The following is a 15,393-nucleotide window of genomic DNA, read 5'->3' on the forward strand; positions in this document are numbered from 1 at the left end:
CTTGTTTTCCTGCTTTTGCAACGCTGGGGAATAGACAGCTGCCACGCCCTGCGGGACGAGACTGAGAGCAGCGACACCAGAAAGTCGTCTCGAAAACAGGCTTGCGATTCAGATAAGTGTGTGCTTATGTGTTGACATGATCGAGAATGACTTTTTCCGAGCTTTGGCAGACCCGACCCGGCGCGCGATTTTCGAGAAGCTGGCGGCGGGGAGCATGAACGCCAGCGCCTTGCGTGAAGGCATGGAGATCAGCCAGTCGGCGATGTCGCAACACCTTGCGGTTCTGCGCAGTGCAAAGCTCGTGAGGGAAGAACGGCAGGGGCGTTTCGTGAATTACGAGGTCGATCCCGATGGGTTGGCTCTCATCGCCCAGTGGCTCGCAAAATACCGCGCCTATTGGCCGGAGCGTATCGCAGCACTCAAAGTCTTGCTGAAGGATATGGATCAATGAACGAAGGGAAGACCAAGGAGCAGGATAGCGGCGTCGAGCTGGAGTTTGACCTGGGCGATCCGCCGCAAAAGGTCTGGCGCGCTGTCACCAATCCCGAACTTCGGGAAAGGTGGTTGCCGAAGGAGGCATTGGCCGATCCCGATGCGATCACCGTCACTCCCGGCCATGAAGTCCGCTACAAGCTACGCGACGACAGCCCACCATTCCTTGAAAGCACCGTGACGTTCACGATCACACCGAACGCGACGGGCGGAACCTGCCTTCGGATCGTCCACGAACTGACGGATGTAAGGCTCGACCGAATGGCGAAGGCGGCCGCGAACAGCAACAGCCCGCTCCTCATGCTCGCCGCCTGACGCGGCGAGCCTCACCCTAAATTCTGGAAGTTTGGAGGTCGCCGATGCGCGAAGCGATGCAGCTCGTCCCCATGGTCGTAGAGCAGTCCAGCCGGGGAGAACGATCATTCGATATTTATTCCCGGCTTCTGCGCGAGCGGATTGTCTTCCTCAATGGCGAGGTGAACGACACCGTTTCGGCCCTCGTCTGCGCACAGCTCCTGTTTCTGGAAGCAGAAAACCCCAAAAAGCCCATCTACCTCTATATCAACTCGCCGGGCGGCGTCGTGACCAGCGGCCTCGCCATGTATGACACCATGCGCTACATCCGCGCGCCGGTTCATACGCTCTGCATGGGCACGGCCCGCTCCATGGGATCGTTTCTGCTAATGGCGGGCGCGCCGGGCGAGCGGGCCGCCCTGCCAAATGCAAGCATCCTGATCCACCAGCCATCAGGCGGCTTTCAGGGGCAGGCGTCCGATATGCAAATTCACGCCGAGGAAATCCTGAAAACAAAGCAGCGTATGACACGGCTCTATGCGGAACATTGCGGGCGCTCCTATGAGGATTTTGAACGCGCTATGGACCGCGACCGTTTCATGACGTCGCAAGAAGCATTGGAATGGGGCTTGATCGACAAGATCATGCAGGTCCGCGAAGCCCCGGCCGATGAGTAGGGCCCCGTCGCAAGAATCCCTATTTAATCCTGGATGCGGCTGGGAAAGTCGGGCCGAGTTTGGCGAGAAGCCAACCCCACTCTCCGTCGTCCTCGACCTTGAGCCGAGGACCCAGGCCACGACTGATGGCGGAGGATGGAGCAAAGATCGCTGGAGATCATGAAAGTCGTGCCGTGTGGCCCCCTCAGCCGACCCTGCGGGCCACCTTCTCCCCGCTGAGGAGAGGAGGGGAGCGAGGCGCGCCGAAACTGCCACACGAACCCGCCTGCTCAAAGGCACCTCCTCCAATGGGACCGATGGCGAGCGGCAATCTCCCTCTTCTCCCCAGCGGGGAGAAGGTGGCCCGAAGGGTCGGATGAGGGGGCCACGGGCACGGCGCCAACGACGATTAATCCACGCGTGGATGTCTGCTGCTGGCGCAAACATGACATCGGAATCGGGTTATCTTCGCGCCTTCGACGGCAGGTCCGGGCGTCGTGCTGCCACGCCCTGCGGGACGAGACAGAGAGCCGCGATACCAGCCTCTTCGGCCGCACGCAGAAGCGCTTCCCGGAATTGTTCCGGGGCAATTTTGCCGCTGATGGCGTCGACGCAGGCTTTGACGGCAGCCACATATTCTTCGCCGTCATCGAAAGGCCAGTCGTTCATCAAGAGACGCGCCGCGTCTCCAAGCGTCCATACGATCTTGCGAGATGCCGGACCTCGCAAAGCAAAACCGACCGGCGTGAATGCTGCTGATGTATTCCAGCACATTGTCCTCGACCCCTCAAGGTGGGGATACTGCAGTCCCCATCTCTAATATACCGAATTTTATGAAAGTTGGAATTGAAATTTGGTGAAGCGTACCGCCTCAGCGCGAGGTTGCCGAATCAGGAAAAAAGGCGCTCTACGACCTTTTGACGAGGCGCCCTGCCCTGCGCCGACAAGGGTTGCATCGGTTGACGCGCGGCAGACCGCTTTGCTTTTCGGTCTCCACCCTTTCGATCATTCACCGCAATTCGGCGGTGACCCGGAAGATGCCGCCGGCCGAAGCATCCGAGCAGACGACGAAGGTCGAGCCTTCCTGCGCCATGAAGGCGACGTTGCCGCCGGCTTCGCAGGGGGTGGCGCTCCATTGCAGGAGGATGTCGCCATTGTGGGGCAGTTTTTCCGTCGCGATCTTGGTCGCGCTGGCCATCCATTCGGTTGCCGACGGCAGGTGGACGGGGGCGTTCAGCTGTTTCGACAGCCAGGCGGTATAGTTCTGCGCCACGGCCAGCGGCACGTCGTCGGCCGGCTGCTCGGGATTGTCGGCATAGGCCTGTGCCGAGGCGGGATCGGAGTTGGCGGCGTAATAGGCCGCCATCTCGGCGCGGGTGACGGCCTTGGCCTGCATGCAGAAGGATTTTTCGACCTTCACGGCGCCATTGGCAACGCCGAGCATGCCGCCGAGCTCCTTCATCGAGGCGGTCATCAGCCGGACATTCTCCAGCGAATAACTTCCCGCCGGCACGGTCTCGAAGGCGAGCGTCGGGGAAACCGGGCAGAAGCCGCGCGCCGACAGCGCCTCGAGATCGGCAAGGATCGGTTTGTAGGCAACCACCGCCAGCTTATAGGCCTCCGCGGTATAGCGGCCATCGGCCTCGCCGATTTTCGGCGCGAGTGCGGCAAGCGTCGGATCGGCGGCACCGGCGCGGGTCGCGATCGAGGCGTTGAGATCGGCGACCTTCTGCTTCAGGCCCGTCGCCTCGTCCTTCGACGCCATGACGTCGGCGATGATGGCGTCGAAAAGTTTGGCGGCGTCGCCATAGCCTGCGGTCGCCGCCGGCATCTGCCATTGCTCGGCCTTGGTTTTTGCCTCCGCCATCAGGCCGCTCGCCTTGGCGACGTCGGGGCTATCGCCGGCGCCGATGCGGTTGACCGTTTCGCGCTTGGTCGCCGCATCCTTTTCGGCTGATGTCAGCGCGGTCAGCGCTTTGGCGAGATCGTCGAAAGCGGTTTTCGATGCATCGTAGTTTTCGACGGCGCCGTGCATCTGCTTGGCGGCGGCGCTGTCGGCGGCAGTCTTCATCCTGGCGTCGGCCTCGGCGAAGCTCGGCGCCTTGTCGCCGCCGGCAGCCGACGCCGAGGCTTTCGCCTTCTCGGCATTTTCCCTGGCGATGGCGATCAGCGCATTGCCGAGATTGATGGCGGCAGACTGATAGCCCGGAAGGGCTTTTTCATAGTCTTCATCTTTCAGCAGCGCATCGGCGGAAGTCAGCGCCGCAGCACCGGTGTCATAGGAAAGCTTGGCCTGGTCACTGGCCGGGCGCTCCGGCGCCTTGGCGGCGATCGCCTTCTGTTTGCGGCTTTCGGCCTCCTTCTTCCAGGTGCCGACATCGGCGACGAGCTTCGGATCCGGGCGAAGAAGTTTTGGGATTGTGACGACGCCGACGCCGATGCAGATCAACAGCAGCGCTGCGATCATCGAGATTTTGACAGGCGTCCACTTTTTCGGTTTCGCCGCCTCGGGCTGCTGCGGCATGCCGCCGCGCGGATCCCAGGACATCGGCTGGATGCCTGTCGTCACCCTGGTGTATTCGCCGAGCGCATCGGCGCCGGTGCGCGGGCGCTGGGCCGGGTCGCGGCTCAGCATCCGTTCCACAAGGCTGGCGAGGCCTTCGGGAAAGCCGGGGATCAGCACGTCGAGGCGGGGAAAGACGTTGGATGGATCGAGATGGATGTTCTTCCAGCTCTGCTCGCGCTGGTGTTCGTCCTCCCAGACCATGACGCTGTCGAAGACGCTGTTATAGGTCTGCCGCGGCAGGAAGAGCTTGTAGGCGATCATGCCCATTGCGTAGATGTCGAGGGCCGCGGAGGCTGAGAAGGTGCCGCTGGCATAGATTTCCGGCGCCCCGAATTCCGGCACATAGGGCGGGATGATGTGTTCGCCGATCTTCGAAATCAGGTGCAGGTTGCCGATCCGGACCGACAGGCCGGAATAATCCTCGGAGACATAGATGCACTGGTCCGTCAGCGCATTATGGGCGTAACCGGCGCCGTGCAGCGTCGCCAGGCCTTCGAGGATGTGGCGGCCGATCTCGGCGGCGCGCTCATAGGCCACCATCTCGGTTTCGTCGAGATACTGCTGCAGCGTTTTCGACGGCCGCTTCTCGACGATGTAGAAATTATCGTCTTCCGGCGACGGCGGGATCAGGTCCTCGATTTCGACGAAGCGCCGTGCGGTCAGCGATTTCGCCTCGTTGATGGAGGTCCAGACCCGCTCGAAACGCGCCTTGTCCAGTTTCAGCGCCACATCGGGGGCGACGATGAAGACCGCATGGTCCATCCGCTTGTCCTGAGCGGGATAAACGATGAACTCGTTCTCATAGACCGGCTCGCCGATCGTGTAGCGGGCGATCAGATCACTTCTCATGCACATGTCTCCCTGCAATCATTGGCATTCCATGAAACCGAACTCTATTCGCCCGCTAAGAGCGGGTCGCCGATCAGGCCAGCGGCGAGCACCAGGCCCGTTCTGGTATCCCTGAGCGCGAAGGCAAAACGGGCATCGGCGACGACGCGAACGAGCTTGGGATCGATGCTGCGTTCGGTGATCGCTGCCGTGGCAGCCGCTGCCTCCGTGCCGTTTTCGTCAACCTTGATCATCGTCTTCTGAAGAACGCGCGACAAGCGAATGTTTTCCTTGGTAAAACCAGGGAAGGCCGAATGCTTGGCCTTTTCGGGCGCCAGTCCCATCGCGTTCAGCACCGGCATCAAATCACGCCCGTCGCTCAGGGAAAAGCGGGGCAGGAGGATTTCGCCCTTGCCAGCTTCGAATTTTTCCCCCTGCAGCCAGGAAGCGAGCGCCTTCAGATCGGCGGCGGCGACACCCTTGCCGGCGCGCGCCGTCACCACCACCATGCTGTAGCTCTCGTCCGTATAGGCAAGGTCGACGGCGGCGAATTTTTCGTCGACGCGGAATTTCTGCCCGTCGCCGGCAAGATGCATCATCGGCACCGAAATAGTTGAACCGTCCGGCCGCTGAAAGGGGCTTGCCGGGCTTTCCCTATCGAAGGCGGTCTTCCAGCGCGCCTTGAAGGACAGCGCGCCCAGGCTGACGAAACCGCCGCCGGGCGGCGCGTCCAGCATGACGGGAATGGCGCCGCGCGTCGTCTCCTTGACCCAGAGGTTGATGTGCTCGACCGACTGAGGCCCGTCGAGATCTTCGATCGACGGTTTGATCCGGTGGGTGGCGAGCATGGAAACCGCGTCGGGCACGAGCGCCAGCTTGTCGTCGAAGACGATCGCAACCGCCGTCGCCAAGGGCGCATCCGCGGCTGCCGGCTTCTCCGGTGTCATTGCGTCAAGCACCGTCTCCGGCCCCCTTGCCTCGCCGCCGAAGCCGAGGCCTTTGGCGATCGCGGCCTTGCCTTCGGCGGAGGCGCCGAGGCTGGCGAGACCCAGGGCTGCGGCAAGGCTTGCCGGCGACACCATGATATTGGCGGCCCCCTCCTTTGCCAGGGTGCGGTCGATCAGTTCGGCGGCAAGCCCCGCCTGCGCGGCGAGCATCGCCTTGCCGGAGTTGTCGGCATGGGCTGGGGCAAGCGTCAGCAGCGAAGCGGCAAGACCCGCCAGCAGACTGGATTTCGGCATGGGTTCCCTCCTCTTCAGCGGATGCGGTAGAATTTGGAATCGAACGACCACTTGCCCTGGGCGCCGGTCTCGTCGTCGCCGACGATCCTCAAGGTTCGGGCGAGATCGTAGACATAGTTGAAGGCGGCGCGCTGGCCGACCAGCGGCGCCGGCACATCCGGCAGGTCGAGCACTTCGATCGGCTTGTCGCTCAGAATGGCGACGACCATGCCGACGCCTGAAGGTCCCTCGACCACATATTCGAAACCGGTATAGGGATTGCGCGCATCCGGCACGACGACCGGCCGGGCCGGATCGAGCCGGTTGTCGCCGCTTTTCGCGGTCGGTTTCAGGCCCATCGAGCGCTTGTTCGGGTAAAGCTGGGTCAGCTTGCCGGCGGCGTCGATATCGACCAGGATCAGGTAACCTGATTTTTTGGTCGAAACCCGCATCGCCACCTTGTCGCCGATGCCGACCGAGGTGCCGGGCAGCACGTCGACGGCAACACCCGCCTCATTGTCCGTCTTCAGCGTGTTCTCGACGGCGGCGACCGGGGTTTTCGCCTCCTCGCCGGTGATGACGTCGCGGCCGAGAGCATCGGGCTGGCCATAAAATTGCGGCACCGGGGTGAAGCGGCAATCCTGCGCATGCGTCCGGCAATATTCGTCGGATTTGCGGCGGACGTAATCGAGCAGGGCGGCATTGCTGACATTCGGCTTGTCGGCCGCCCGTGCCACGCCATCCTGCACACCTTCGATGAAGCGGCGGGTGAAGACGCCGACCGGTGGCTTGGCCTCGCGGTCGACCAGCGCCCATTGGCCTGAATTGACGGCCGACCAGACCATGGCGTTTTCGCCGCCGAAGGAGAATTTCGCTTCCTTGCCCGATTTGTTCGGCGGTTCGAGCGCTGCCAGCGCCGGGCCGAGGCAACGGACATTACCGGAAGGGGCGGCCACCGCGCTGCGGCTGCCGGGGCCGACATGGCAGGCATCGATCAGCAGCGTGACGCGGCGGTCCTTGAGGCTGTTCAGCCGCGCGGCGATTTCCGTTTCGCGGATCTGATTGTTGACCGTCAGCTTGCCGCCCTCGCGCACCAGCTTGGCATCGGCTGCAACAAGCGTCGGGCTGGTCGTCTCCTCGGCGCCCATTTCCTCTGAACCTTGGCCGCTGAAATAGAGGAAGACGCGGCTGCCGGGCGTCGACTGGCGCACCAGCCAGTCGTCGATCTCAGCAAGGATCGCCTCGCGGCTCGCCTTGCGGTTGGTCAGCGTCTGGATCTGCTCCGGGCGGTAGGCGAGCGTCTTCACCAGGAAGAGCTGCATCGCCTTTACATCGGCGGCGGAGCCGGTGAGTTTTGCCTCGCGCATCTCGTAATCGTCGATGCCGATCAGCAGCGCACGGTCGCCGGGAGAGCTTTGGATGCCGGAGGGTTGGCCATCAGGGGCCTGGACGGCGGGGATATCGACAGCGGGCGGCTGGACGGCGGGTTCTTCGGCAGCCGGCTTGTCAGCCGGTGCGGAATCGTCGGCGGGCGTTTCGCTCGTGGCGGCAGGGGCGGTATCGCCGGCGGGCGGAGTAGTGATGGTGAGGTTGGCCAGTTTCTGGCCTGATTGTCTGAGCTTGGTCCCGGTGCCGGTGGTGGTCGAGGCGACCTGATCGCCGGCGGCTGAAGCTTCGACATTCGGCACGTCGCCATCGGTCTTGGCGGCGATCCAGTCGCGGAAGGCGGCGACGCGGGTATAGACGCCGTAATGTTCGGCCTCGGCGCAGCCGGCACCCCAGCTGACGATGCCGAGCTGGATCCAGCGCTTATCGGGGCGCTGCGCCACCAGCGGTCCGCCGCTGTCGCCCTGGCAGGCATCCTTGCCGCCCTCGGCATAACCGGCGCAAACATTGCGCTCGTCGATCGGGTTCATCCGCATCGAGCTGTCGCGATAGGCGGCGCGGCAATCCTCGCGCGGGACGATCGGCAGCTCGACTTCCTGCAGCTCGGTCGGCAGGTATTTGTCGTCCCAGCCGTGATCGGCCTTGGTGTAGCCCCAGCCGGTGACGACGGCCTTGTGGCCGGCGGCCTCGACGTCTTCGTCGGAGGCCGAGGCGAGGATTGCCGGCCTGGAGATGGCGGGCTCGGCCAGCTTGATCAGGGCGATGTCGTTGGCAAAGATCTTGCGGTCGAAATCCTCGTGGATGACGACGTCCTCGACGGCAAGGCCGGGCTTATCCGGGCCGTCGACCGAAATCACCTTGTCGATCTTCGACTTGCCCTCGACGATCAGCAGGTCGCGGGCGAACAGATCCTGCTTGCCGGAGCGGCCGCTGGTGACGCAATGGGCGGCGGTCAGGATCCAGCGCGGCGCAATCAGCGAGCCGCCGCAATGGCCGCCGAAGCGGCCGCGCTGTTCGGGATCGGGCGCCAGGATTTTCACCTGCCAGGGCCATTCGCCCTTCTTCGCCGCCTGGCCGCCGATGACGCGGCCGCCATCCTCGCCGGCGAAATCGGTATCCTGCTGCGCCAACGCGGGCGCCGCCAGAAGCAGCACGACGGAAGCAATGGAGAGGACCCGGCTGATCGACGCGCTCATAGCTTGGCTCCGGCGGAGGTATAGAGGACGGTAAATCCGACGCGCGCGCCCTCGGGCAGGACATCGCCGAGCCGCCTGGCGATATTGCCGGCGGTGCGGCGCCTGTCGTTCTGCTTCAGGAACTCGACGAGCGCGGGCATCGGCTTTTCCGAGGTGACGGCGACGAGCAGATCGGTGCCGAAGGGGGCGACGACGGAGAGATCGAGATCGAAACTCGCCGACATCTCAGCATCGACCTCTTTCTCACCGGGATAGAGGAACTGCACGGTTCCATCGCCGGTGACGTCGAAGAGCACGAGTTTGCGGCCGGCTAGATCGGAAACCGCGACGCCGACGCGCTCGCCCTCGCGATGGACGGTATCGGACGGGGTGACGCGCACGGTCTGCGGATTGACCTCCGACAGCCGCTTCAGCGTGTCGAGCGCGGCCATCCGGTCGACGACGAAAGGCATGTCGCCGGCGCCGATGCCTGAGGCGACGACATCGCCGCCGGCAACCGCCTCGTGCTTTTCGGGATCGAAAACCAGTTCGGCGTCGGCGCCTTCCGTCAGCTTGAACGGCGTGACGGCCGGGTCGATGCCCTGCAGCACCGGCTCGGCGCCGAGGGCGGCAACGCTGATCGGCGCGGGCTCGGCCGGCGGCGGAGTGGTCGATTTCGCTGCTTCCGCCTGTGCCCCCGCCCCTTCGTAATTATAGACGACCGCGCGGTCGAGATCGGTTCCGGGCGGGCTTTCGGTGAAAATGTTCTGCCGCTGGTCGGTGAACTGATAGACCGACTGGCGCACATATTCGAAAAGTTCGCGGCGGCTGACGGCGCCGTCGCCGTTGCGGTCGGCCGCCCCTTCGAAGGCGCGGGCGGTGGCATAGCTCAGCGCGCCGCGTTTCTGCGGAATGCCGGGAATGGAAATCTCCGGCGATTTGGTGTTGTCGTCGACGGCGGCGAGGAAAGTCAGCCTTTTGTAATCGAAGCCGGTGGAGAGCGCATCCGCCGTCGTCGAAATCGGCGCGAGGTCGTCCTCCTCGATCGTATAGGAGGGCGCCTGGCGCCAGGTGATCTCGGCGCCGCGCGGATCGACATCGCGGGTCATGCCGCCGGCATGGCAGGTATCGGCGATGAAGAGCACATCGGCGCCCTTGGTCTCGAGATTGCGGATCAGCACCTTGAACTCGTCGCCGAAGATGCGCTCGCGCGATCCGGGCAGCCTTGTATCGAAGCCGGCAAGCACATAGACCTCGTCGCGGCCGCTCGGCTTCGAGCCCTTGACGCGCTCCGGCTCGCTCGAGCCGTGGCCGGCGATGCCGAGCACGACGAGATCGCCGGGCCCTGCCCGTTCCGTGACGGCCTCGATCGCATGGAAGATGCCCTCGCGATCGGCGGCCCCATTCTTCAGCAGCGTCATGTCCTCGACGCCGACCGAGCGCAGCGAAAGCGAAAGGTCCTCGGCATCGGCGACGGCGCCGTGAAGCGGCGGGACGTTGCGGTAGAGATCGATGCCGATCAGCACGGCTCGGACGGCGCCGCGCTCCGGCGCCTCGATCGTCCTTGCCAGGCTATCAGCGGCCGCCAGGCTGAGGAGGGCGAATGCGGCGGCCATGGAAACGGATGCGGACATGGCCAAACTCCCCTCGCCCCGGCTATTCGCGACGCCATTCGACGCGGCGGTTCAGCGCATCAACATCGTCTTCGGTGAGGTTTGCGGTTGCGGTCACGTCCACCGGCTCGGAGGCGCCGCGGCCTTCGGCGTCGATCGAGGCATCGATGCCGTGGCTCTTGAGAAAATCGGCGACGGCCTGGGCACGGCGCTCGGAAAGCTTCTGATTATAGTCGTCACCGCCGCGCCGGTCGGTATGGCCGATCAGGATGATGCGGCCGGGCTTCTGCTCCTTCAGCGCCTCCAGCAGCTCCTCGGCGGCCTCGGTGCCGATCGAAGTGAAGCTCGATTTGTCGAAGTCGAAGGTGATCGGCACGGGAATGGAGACCGGCACGATGCCGCGGACATTTTCGGAATAGATGCCGCCGAGCACGCCGCTGCGGTGATCCTTCTCGGCCGGCACGAAGCTGCCTTCAGGATTGTCGCTCGTCGGGTTGGCGGCCAGAATGCGGGCCTGGGCGGCGCGCTGGATCAGATCGGAGATCGTGTCGGCCGGCGGCGCCTTCGGCGTGCGGGTCTCGTTCTTGATGATCTCGATCGCCTGCTGGTAATCGGCAGCGGCATCGGCAAAACGGCGGGCGGAGAAATAGATCTCGCCGAGCGTGGCGGAGGCCTGCCAGAGCACCTGCGGACTGTCGGCGGCGACCAGCAGCGGCTCGTAATCGGCGACCGGCTGGTTGGCGGCCATCATCTCCTGGGCAGCGGCGAGCCTGAGGGCGGCAACGCGGCGCTGGGCATTCACCTGGAATTGGCCGCATTCGGCGCTGACGGCGATCGCATCGGCCTCGGACGCCGCGGCCGTGATATCCTTGGCGGCAACGGCGGTGTTCAGCTTGTCGAGAAGAGCGGTGCAGGCAGGCGTGTCGGCATTGGCCACCTCGATTTCCTCGCCGGCCTGGGGTTCGGCCGAACGGCCGAGGTTGAGCTGGGGCATCTTGATGCTGAAACCGCCGGGCAGTTTGAATTGCGGCATCTTGATCTGCGGCATCGGCAGTTTCGGCATCTTCGCCTGGGACGACTGGGCCGGCTGCTTATATTGCTTCGGCTGCGTATATTGCGTCGGCCGGGTGGACGCAGTGGTGTCGGCAGGGCCGATCAGTTCCAGCTCGTCGGCGGCAAGCTCCTGGCCGGGCGCCAGATTGGTGACGATCTTGTATTTCTTCGGCGGCTGCGTCGTCGCCTGCTCGACAGGCTTGGGTGCGACCTTTTTCGGGGCGACGGGCTTCGGTTTTTCCACCACCGTTTCCGGCTTCTTGGCGATTTCCGGTTTCGCCGGCTTCGGCTTCGGTGCAACCGGCGGCTTTGCCGCCTGTTCGACCGGTTTTGCGGCAGGAGCGGCCGCAACCGGTGGGGCGGCGGGGGGCGGCAGGGCGGCCGGGCTGTCGACCGTCGTCAGCATCAGCGTCTTGCTGCTGATCTTGGTGCCGAGGCTGCGGGCCTCTTCCAGGCTGCGGGACACGGCATCCATGCCGCCGTCGATCGAGCGGAACATGCCGCTGCCGCTACCGCCGAGATCGGCGAAGATGGTCAGCGGCTTGGAGGAATAGAAGACCTTGATCTGCTCCTGACCCACGGGACCGGAGACCTGCAGCCGGGCGCCGCTGGCCGGATCCGGCACCTGCACGCGCTTGCCGGGCCCGACAAGGGCATCGGTCTGATATTTGTTCGGGAAAAGTTTGACGACGGAACCGTTCGGCGAGACGTTGAGCACCGTGACGTAGCTGTTCTCGGTCGACTGGATGAACAGGCCGACGACTTCGCCGATGGCGTATTTCGCTTCGGCGCGATCGAAGGTGATGCTGACGGGGCCGGTCTGCGCCGGCGCTTCGGTCAGTGTGCGTTCGTTCTGCGCCTCGACGGCGGGAACCACCGCAAAGAACGAGAGAAAGGTGGCTGCGGCTAGGATGGCTTTGCGGTGCAACATGGAAAAACCTCCTCTTCGAACAATCTCACACTGTGTTGAAGATGAGAATAGCACCGACCGGCGAAATTGGGATGGCTTTGCCTGTCTTGCTTGAGGGAGGGTTACAAATTATTTGGAACCAGGAAGAAACCGTCCCGGAAAAGACGTGATCAAGACTCTTGATCGGCAATATCCGCCGCCGGATCTAGTCTTTTTTGACTTTGGATCGCAGCTTAGTTCTTGGGTTTCTGCCCGGCTGATTTCAAAATCGAGATCAGGTCGCTCATCCCTTCGGGCGAAGAATTATAGAGCCAGAGAATATCCGGATTATCGATCGTGAATTCTTTGCCGGGCGCTGAACCCATGTCGCGGCCGGGCGAGGTCGCGTCCGGCAGCTTGTCCGCGCCGGGTGTCAGCCCCTTGGCGCTTTCGTGTTCTGATATGATCGCAGTCGCGGCAGCAAAGGCTTTTTCGTCATGCTGGCGCAGCGCCGCAAGCGCGGGGTTGCGCGCCGCCAGCGCATCTTCGGCCGGGCCGGCATGGGCAAGCTGAGGCATTTCAAGCGCCAGCAGCAGGCCGATCGACAGGGGTATGAGCCGGGATTTTGTCATCGTGGTCACATCCGTCCTATGGGCGCCATTCGCGCGAAGTTGCCTAAAACAATAGGGAGAGGCCGAAAGGAAGGCAACGGCGCTCAGTGCCCATCGATTGGGAGGGGTGAAATCGGCTGGTCGCGCAGCGCCCCGAAATCGGGTCGCAGCACTCGCTCAGAGGATCTTCAATTGCTGCAGGCTGAGGCGCAGATCGCGCAGCATTTCGCCGAAGATCTCCTCGATCTTCCCCGTCGACCAGACGACCATGGTGCCGTAGGGCGAGCGCTTGCGCTGCATGAAACCGGCCGTCTCGAAATCGATCAGCGTCTTGCGGCAGGTCTCGCTCGACATCACCGCCACCAGGAAGCGGGCGAGATTGGACTGGTCGATGGCGCCCGCTTTCTCCGCCCAGTTCTGGATCAGCCGCGGCTTGGTGTCGGCGGTGAACATCGAGGCGAGTGCGCGATCCTGCGACAGCCCGAGGCGTTGCAGCTTGGCCGGGTCGCGGGTCAGCGATACCACGTAATCATTGTGCAGATCGGCGAAGCGCTCGATATCCTCGGCCGTGCTGATGCCGAAGACCTTCATCGAATAGAGGAACTCGGCCATCAGATAGGTCGGCTCGGAGCGCAGCTGCGCCAGATGCTTGTCGTCGGCGCTTTGCGAGGCGGCGCAGACGCGATCGGAGAAGCCTATCCTTGCGGCGCGCACCTGCTCCAGCAGGCTGATGTCGAGCGCCAGTTCGTCACCGTTCCATTCCAGCATAAGCATTCCCTGCCCGCAAAACTTGGAGACCATGATCTTGTACTATTCCAGGCGCAGATCTCCAAATCGTTTGGAAAGCAATGGCTTGCTGACAAGGCGCATCTATCTTACCATTTCGAAGACTTGACGGTCATAGAAGGCCGAGCCGGCCTGACATCGTCCTGTTCGGGGGTCGAGGACATGCGTAGTCTTGGGTCGCATATTCTGTTTGCCGCGGCACTTGCGGCCGCCTCGCCGGTTTTTGCCAAAGACACGACGATTATAGAGCTTCGCAGCGGCGATGGCGGCCGCTCGGTCGGCATCATTTCCGCCAATGAGGAAGTCGAGGCTTCGGGGCCGGCGGCGATCACCGTCGGCGACGACGGCACCATCTATATTCTCGACCAGAACAACGGCCGCGTGCTCGCCATCGATGCCGAGCGCTCGCAGGCCGAGCCCGAAATCCTGCCGCTGCCGGAGGATGTCGCGCCCGAGGATCTCGCCGTCGTCCACAACGAACTCTATCTCTGGTCTGATGGTGTCGTGCCGCTCGAGCGTTCCACCGAGGCCGACGGAAGGTCGCAGACACTGCGCGCCGTCGATGGCGGCGATGCCGACGATTACACACGCTCGGTCTTCGCCTCGATGGGCTCGGTACCGCCGGGGCCGCTGAACAGCATCGTCGACGAGATCGGCCGCAGCACCAGCCGGCCGGCGGCCCGCCCGCCGGTCATTCAATATGTTCCAAGCCGCGGGCTTGGCGATATCGTCGCCGAGGTCTCGGCGGCAAACGACAAGGCGGAAATCCTGCTGCGGCGCAGCAGCTCGGAGGAGAATTTCCTGTCGCTGCAGCTCTCCGCCGAGGGCCGCATCGGCACCGTCGAACTTCTCGACATCGACACGACGGGCAGGCCTTATGCGCTGGTCGAGCTGGTGCCGGCCGATCAGCCGGAGCGGACCGGTATGCTGGTGGTCCGCTTCACGCCGAACGGGGCGATGGACCGGCTCTACGACCTGCCGATCGACCCCGGCACGGTCTTTTCCCGGCGTTTCGTGGCGATCGGCCCGCGCGGTGACGTGCTCTATTTGAGATCGCAGGAAAGCCGGGCGCAGGTGCTGCGGCTCGACGGCCGCGATCCCGGCCGAAAGCTTGCCGTTGCGCGGCCGGCAAAACCGCTCAATGCCGGCAAGCCCGGCAAGGCGCCGAAAGTGGCGATCGTGCCGAAATCGCGCGGCGACGTCATCGAGCGGGCGATCGGCTTCGAGACGCTGAACTGGCTGGTGACGTCATCAGCCTATGGCAAGGATCCGGGCCCCGGTTGCATCAACATGAACCGGCTGCGCCGGCCGATCTATCTGATCGGCAAACGCGGTCAGACGGTGAAGGGCGTTCCCTATTGCTGGGGCTGCAAGACCCGGCTCGAGGATTTCATGGACGGCGTCGAGAAAGGCCAGACCGCCGGCAATGTCTGCACCAAGAGCGCGCCGCAAACCAATATCCTCGGCGTCGACTGCTCCGGTTTCGTCAGCGATGCCTGGGGCCTGAAGATGCACGTGTCGACGCGCGCCATCCCTGATATCACCAAGCGCCTCTCCGACCCCTGGTCGATGCGGCCGGGCGACGCGCTGAACAAGCCGGGCTCGCACGTGCTGTTGTTCATGCGCTTCACCGACGACCGCAAGGTCGAGGTGATGGAGGCCTCGCCCAACGCCTGCAAGGGCCGGGTCTGCCGCAACACCTATTCACTCGGCAGCCTGCTGATGCGCGGCTACCAGCCGGTGCGCTTCAGGGGGCTGGATGGGTGAAGGGCGGGAGCGTCGCGCCAGCTGTCCGGTTGGTGCCGATGGCTGCCCCTCACACTA

At 63.8% G+C, this 15,393-nt stretch carries 12 protein-coding genes; 4 read left to right on the forward strand and 8 right to left on the reverse strand.

Annotation, left to right across the window (positions count from 1 at the left end; all coding sequences use genetic code 11):
• Positions 1-136: 136 nt before the first annotated feature.
• The 3 genes from QMO80_RS25870 to QMO80_RS25880 are packed head-to-tail and all read left to right on the forward strand — an operon-like array spanning position 137 to position 1,463.
• Positions 137-451 carry a helix-turn-helix transcriptional regulator gene (locus QMO80_RS25870; RefSeq protein WP_283201176.1) on the forward strand — a complete coding sequence of 105 codons (315 nt, stop codon included), beginning with the start codon at positions 137-139 and terminating at the stop codon, positions 449-451.
• Positions 448-807 carry an SRPBCC domain-containing protein gene (locus QMO80_RS25875; RefSeq protein ID WP_283201177.1) on the forward strand — a complete coding sequence of 120 codons (360 nt, stop codon included), beginning with the start codon at positions 448-450 and terminating at the stop codon, positions 805-807. Before QMO80_RS25870 ends, QMO80_RS25875 begins: the two co-directional genes overlap by 4 nt.
• Before the next feature lie 44 nt (positions 808-851).
• Positions 852-1,463 carry an ATP-dependent Clp protease proteolytic subunit gene (locus tag QMO80_RS25880; protein ID WP_283201178.1) on the forward strand — a complete coding sequence of 204 codons (612 nt, stop codon included), beginning with the start codon at positions 852-854 and terminating at the stop codon, positions 1,461-1,463.
• 441 nt (positions 1,464-1,904) lie between these two features.
• Here QMO80_RS25880 and QMO80_RS25885 read toward each other — a convergent pair whose 3' ends face one another.
• From QMO80_RS25885 to QMO80_RS25920, 8 genes are all read right to left on the reverse strand, one after another.
• Positions 1,905-2,216: a DUF982 domain-containing protein gene (locus QMO80_RS25885; protein WP_283201179.1), complete on the reverse strand. Its 312-nt coding sequence runs from the start codon at positions 2,214-2,216 to the stop codon at positions 1,905-1,907.
• Between the two features lie 235 nt (positions 2,217-2,451).
• Entirely contained in the window at positions 2,452-4,857 is a 2,406-nt protein-coding gene (locus QMO80_RS25890) for a serine/threonine protein kinase (RefSeq protein ID WP_283201180.1), read from the reverse strand.
• A gap of 44 nt (positions 4,858-4,901) precedes the next feature.
• Positions 4,902-6,077 carry a serpin family protein gene (locus QMO80_RS25895; protein ID WP_283201181.1) on the reverse strand — a complete coding sequence of 392 codons (1,176 nt, stop codon included), beginning with the start codon at positions 6,075-6,077 and terminating at the stop codon, positions 4,902-4,904.
• A gap of 14 nt (positions 6,078-6,091) precedes the next feature.
• On the reverse strand, positions 6,092-8,638 hold the full coding sequence (locus QMO80_RS25900; RefSeq protein ID WP_283201182.1) for a trypsin-like serine protease: 2,547 nt from the start codon (positions 8,636-8,638) through the stop codon (positions 6,092-6,094).
• Entirely contained in the window at positions 8,635-10,251 is a 1,617-nt protein-coding gene (locus QMO80_RS25905; protein ID WP_283201183.1) for a caspase family protein, read from the reverse strand. Before QMO80_RS25905 ends, QMO80_RS25900 begins: the two co-directional genes overlap by 4 nt.
• Positions 10,252-10,273: 22 nt before the next feature.
• Complete coding sequence (locus tag QMO80_RS25910; RefSeq protein WP_283201184.1) at positions 10,274-12,214, reverse strand: DUF4384 domain-containing protein; 1,941 nt, start codon at positions 12,212-12,214, stop codon at positions 10,274-10,276.
• A gap of 212 nt (positions 12,215-12,426) precedes the next feature.
• Positions 12,427-12,804 (reverse strand): hypothetical protein, encoded by a 378-nt coding sequence (locus QMO80_RS25915; RefSeq protein WP_283201185.1) that lies wholly within the window; start codon positions 12,802-12,804, stop codon positions 12,427-12,429.
• A gap of 156 nt (positions 12,805-12,960) precedes the next feature.
• A complete protein-coding gene (locus QMO80_RS25920) occupies positions 12,961-13,551 on the reverse strand; it encodes a hypothetical protein (RefSeq protein WP_283201186.1) in 591 nt (196 codons plus the stop codon).
• A gap of 180 nt (positions 13,552-13,731) precedes the next feature.
• On the opposite strand from QMO80_RS25920, the gene QMO80_RS25925 reads away from it, so the two are divergent.
• Positions 13,732-15,336 carry a hypothetical protein gene (locus tag QMO80_RS25925; protein ID WP_283201187.1) on the forward strand — a complete coding sequence of 535 codons (1,605 nt, stop codon included), beginning with the start codon at positions 13,732-13,734 and terminating at the stop codon, positions 15,334-15,336.
• Positions 15,337-15,393: the final 57 nt, after the last annotated feature.

This window comes from Rhizobium sp. BT03 (genome assembly GCF_030053155.1).
Classification (GTDB): domain Bacteria; phylum Pseudomonadota; class Alphaproteobacteria; order Rhizobiales; family Rhizobiaceae; genus Rhizobium.

What these genes read in the sequence shown, in the direction of transcription:
- QMO80_RS25915 (WP_283201185.1), bottom strand. Translation starts at nt 12,804, where the DNA reads ATGACAAAATCCCGGCTCATACCCCTGTCGATCGGCCTGCTGCTGGCG.
- QMO80_RS25885 (WP_283201179.1), bottom strand. Translation starts at nt 2,216, where the DNA reads ATGTGCTGGAATACATCAGCAGCATTCACGCCGGTCGGTTTTGCTTTG.
- QMO80_RS25920 (WP_283201186.1), bottom strand. Translation starts at nt 13,551, where the DNA reads ATGCTGGAATGGAACGGTGACGAACTGGCGCTCGACATCAGCCTGCTG.
- QMO80_RS25905 (WP_283201183.1), bottom strand. Translation starts at nt 10,251, where the DNA reads ATGTCCGCATCCGTTTCCATGGCCGCCGCATTCGCCCTCCTCAGCCTG.
- QMO80_RS25870 (WP_283201176.1), top strand. Translation starts at nt 137, where the DNA reads ATGATCGAGAATGACTTTTTCCGAGCTTTGGCAGACCCGACCCGGCGC.
- QMO80_RS25880 (WP_283201178.1), top strand. Translation starts at nt 852, where the DNA reads ATGCGCGAAGCGATGCAGCTCGTCCCCATGGTCGTAGAGCAGTCCAGC.
- QMO80_RS25890 (WP_283201180.1), bottom strand. Translation starts at nt 4,857, where the DNA reads ATGAGAAGTGATCTGATCGCCCGCTACACGATCGGCGAGCCGGTCTAT.
- QMO80_RS25875 (WP_283201177.1), top strand. Translation starts at nt 448, where the DNA reads ATGAACGAAGGGAAGACCAAGGAGCAGGATAGCGGCGTCGAGCTGGAG.
- QMO80_RS25910 (WP_283201184.1), bottom strand. Translation starts at nt 12,214, where the DNA reads ATGTTGCACCGCAAAGCCATCCTAGCCGCAGCCACCTTTCTCTCGTTC.
- QMO80_RS25895 (WP_283201181.1), bottom strand. Translation starts at nt 6,077, where the DNA reads ATGCCGAAATCCAGTCTGCTGGCGGGTCTTGCCGCTTCGCTGCTGACG.
- QMO80_RS25925 (WP_283201187.1), top strand. Translation starts at nt 13,732, where the DNA reads ATGCGTAGTCTTGGGTCGCATATTCTGTTTGCCGCGGCACTTGCGGCC.
- QMO80_RS25900 (WP_283201182.1), bottom strand. Translation starts at nt 8,638, where the DNA reads ATGAGCGCGTCGATCAGCCGGGTCCTCTCCATTGCTTCCGTCGTGCTG.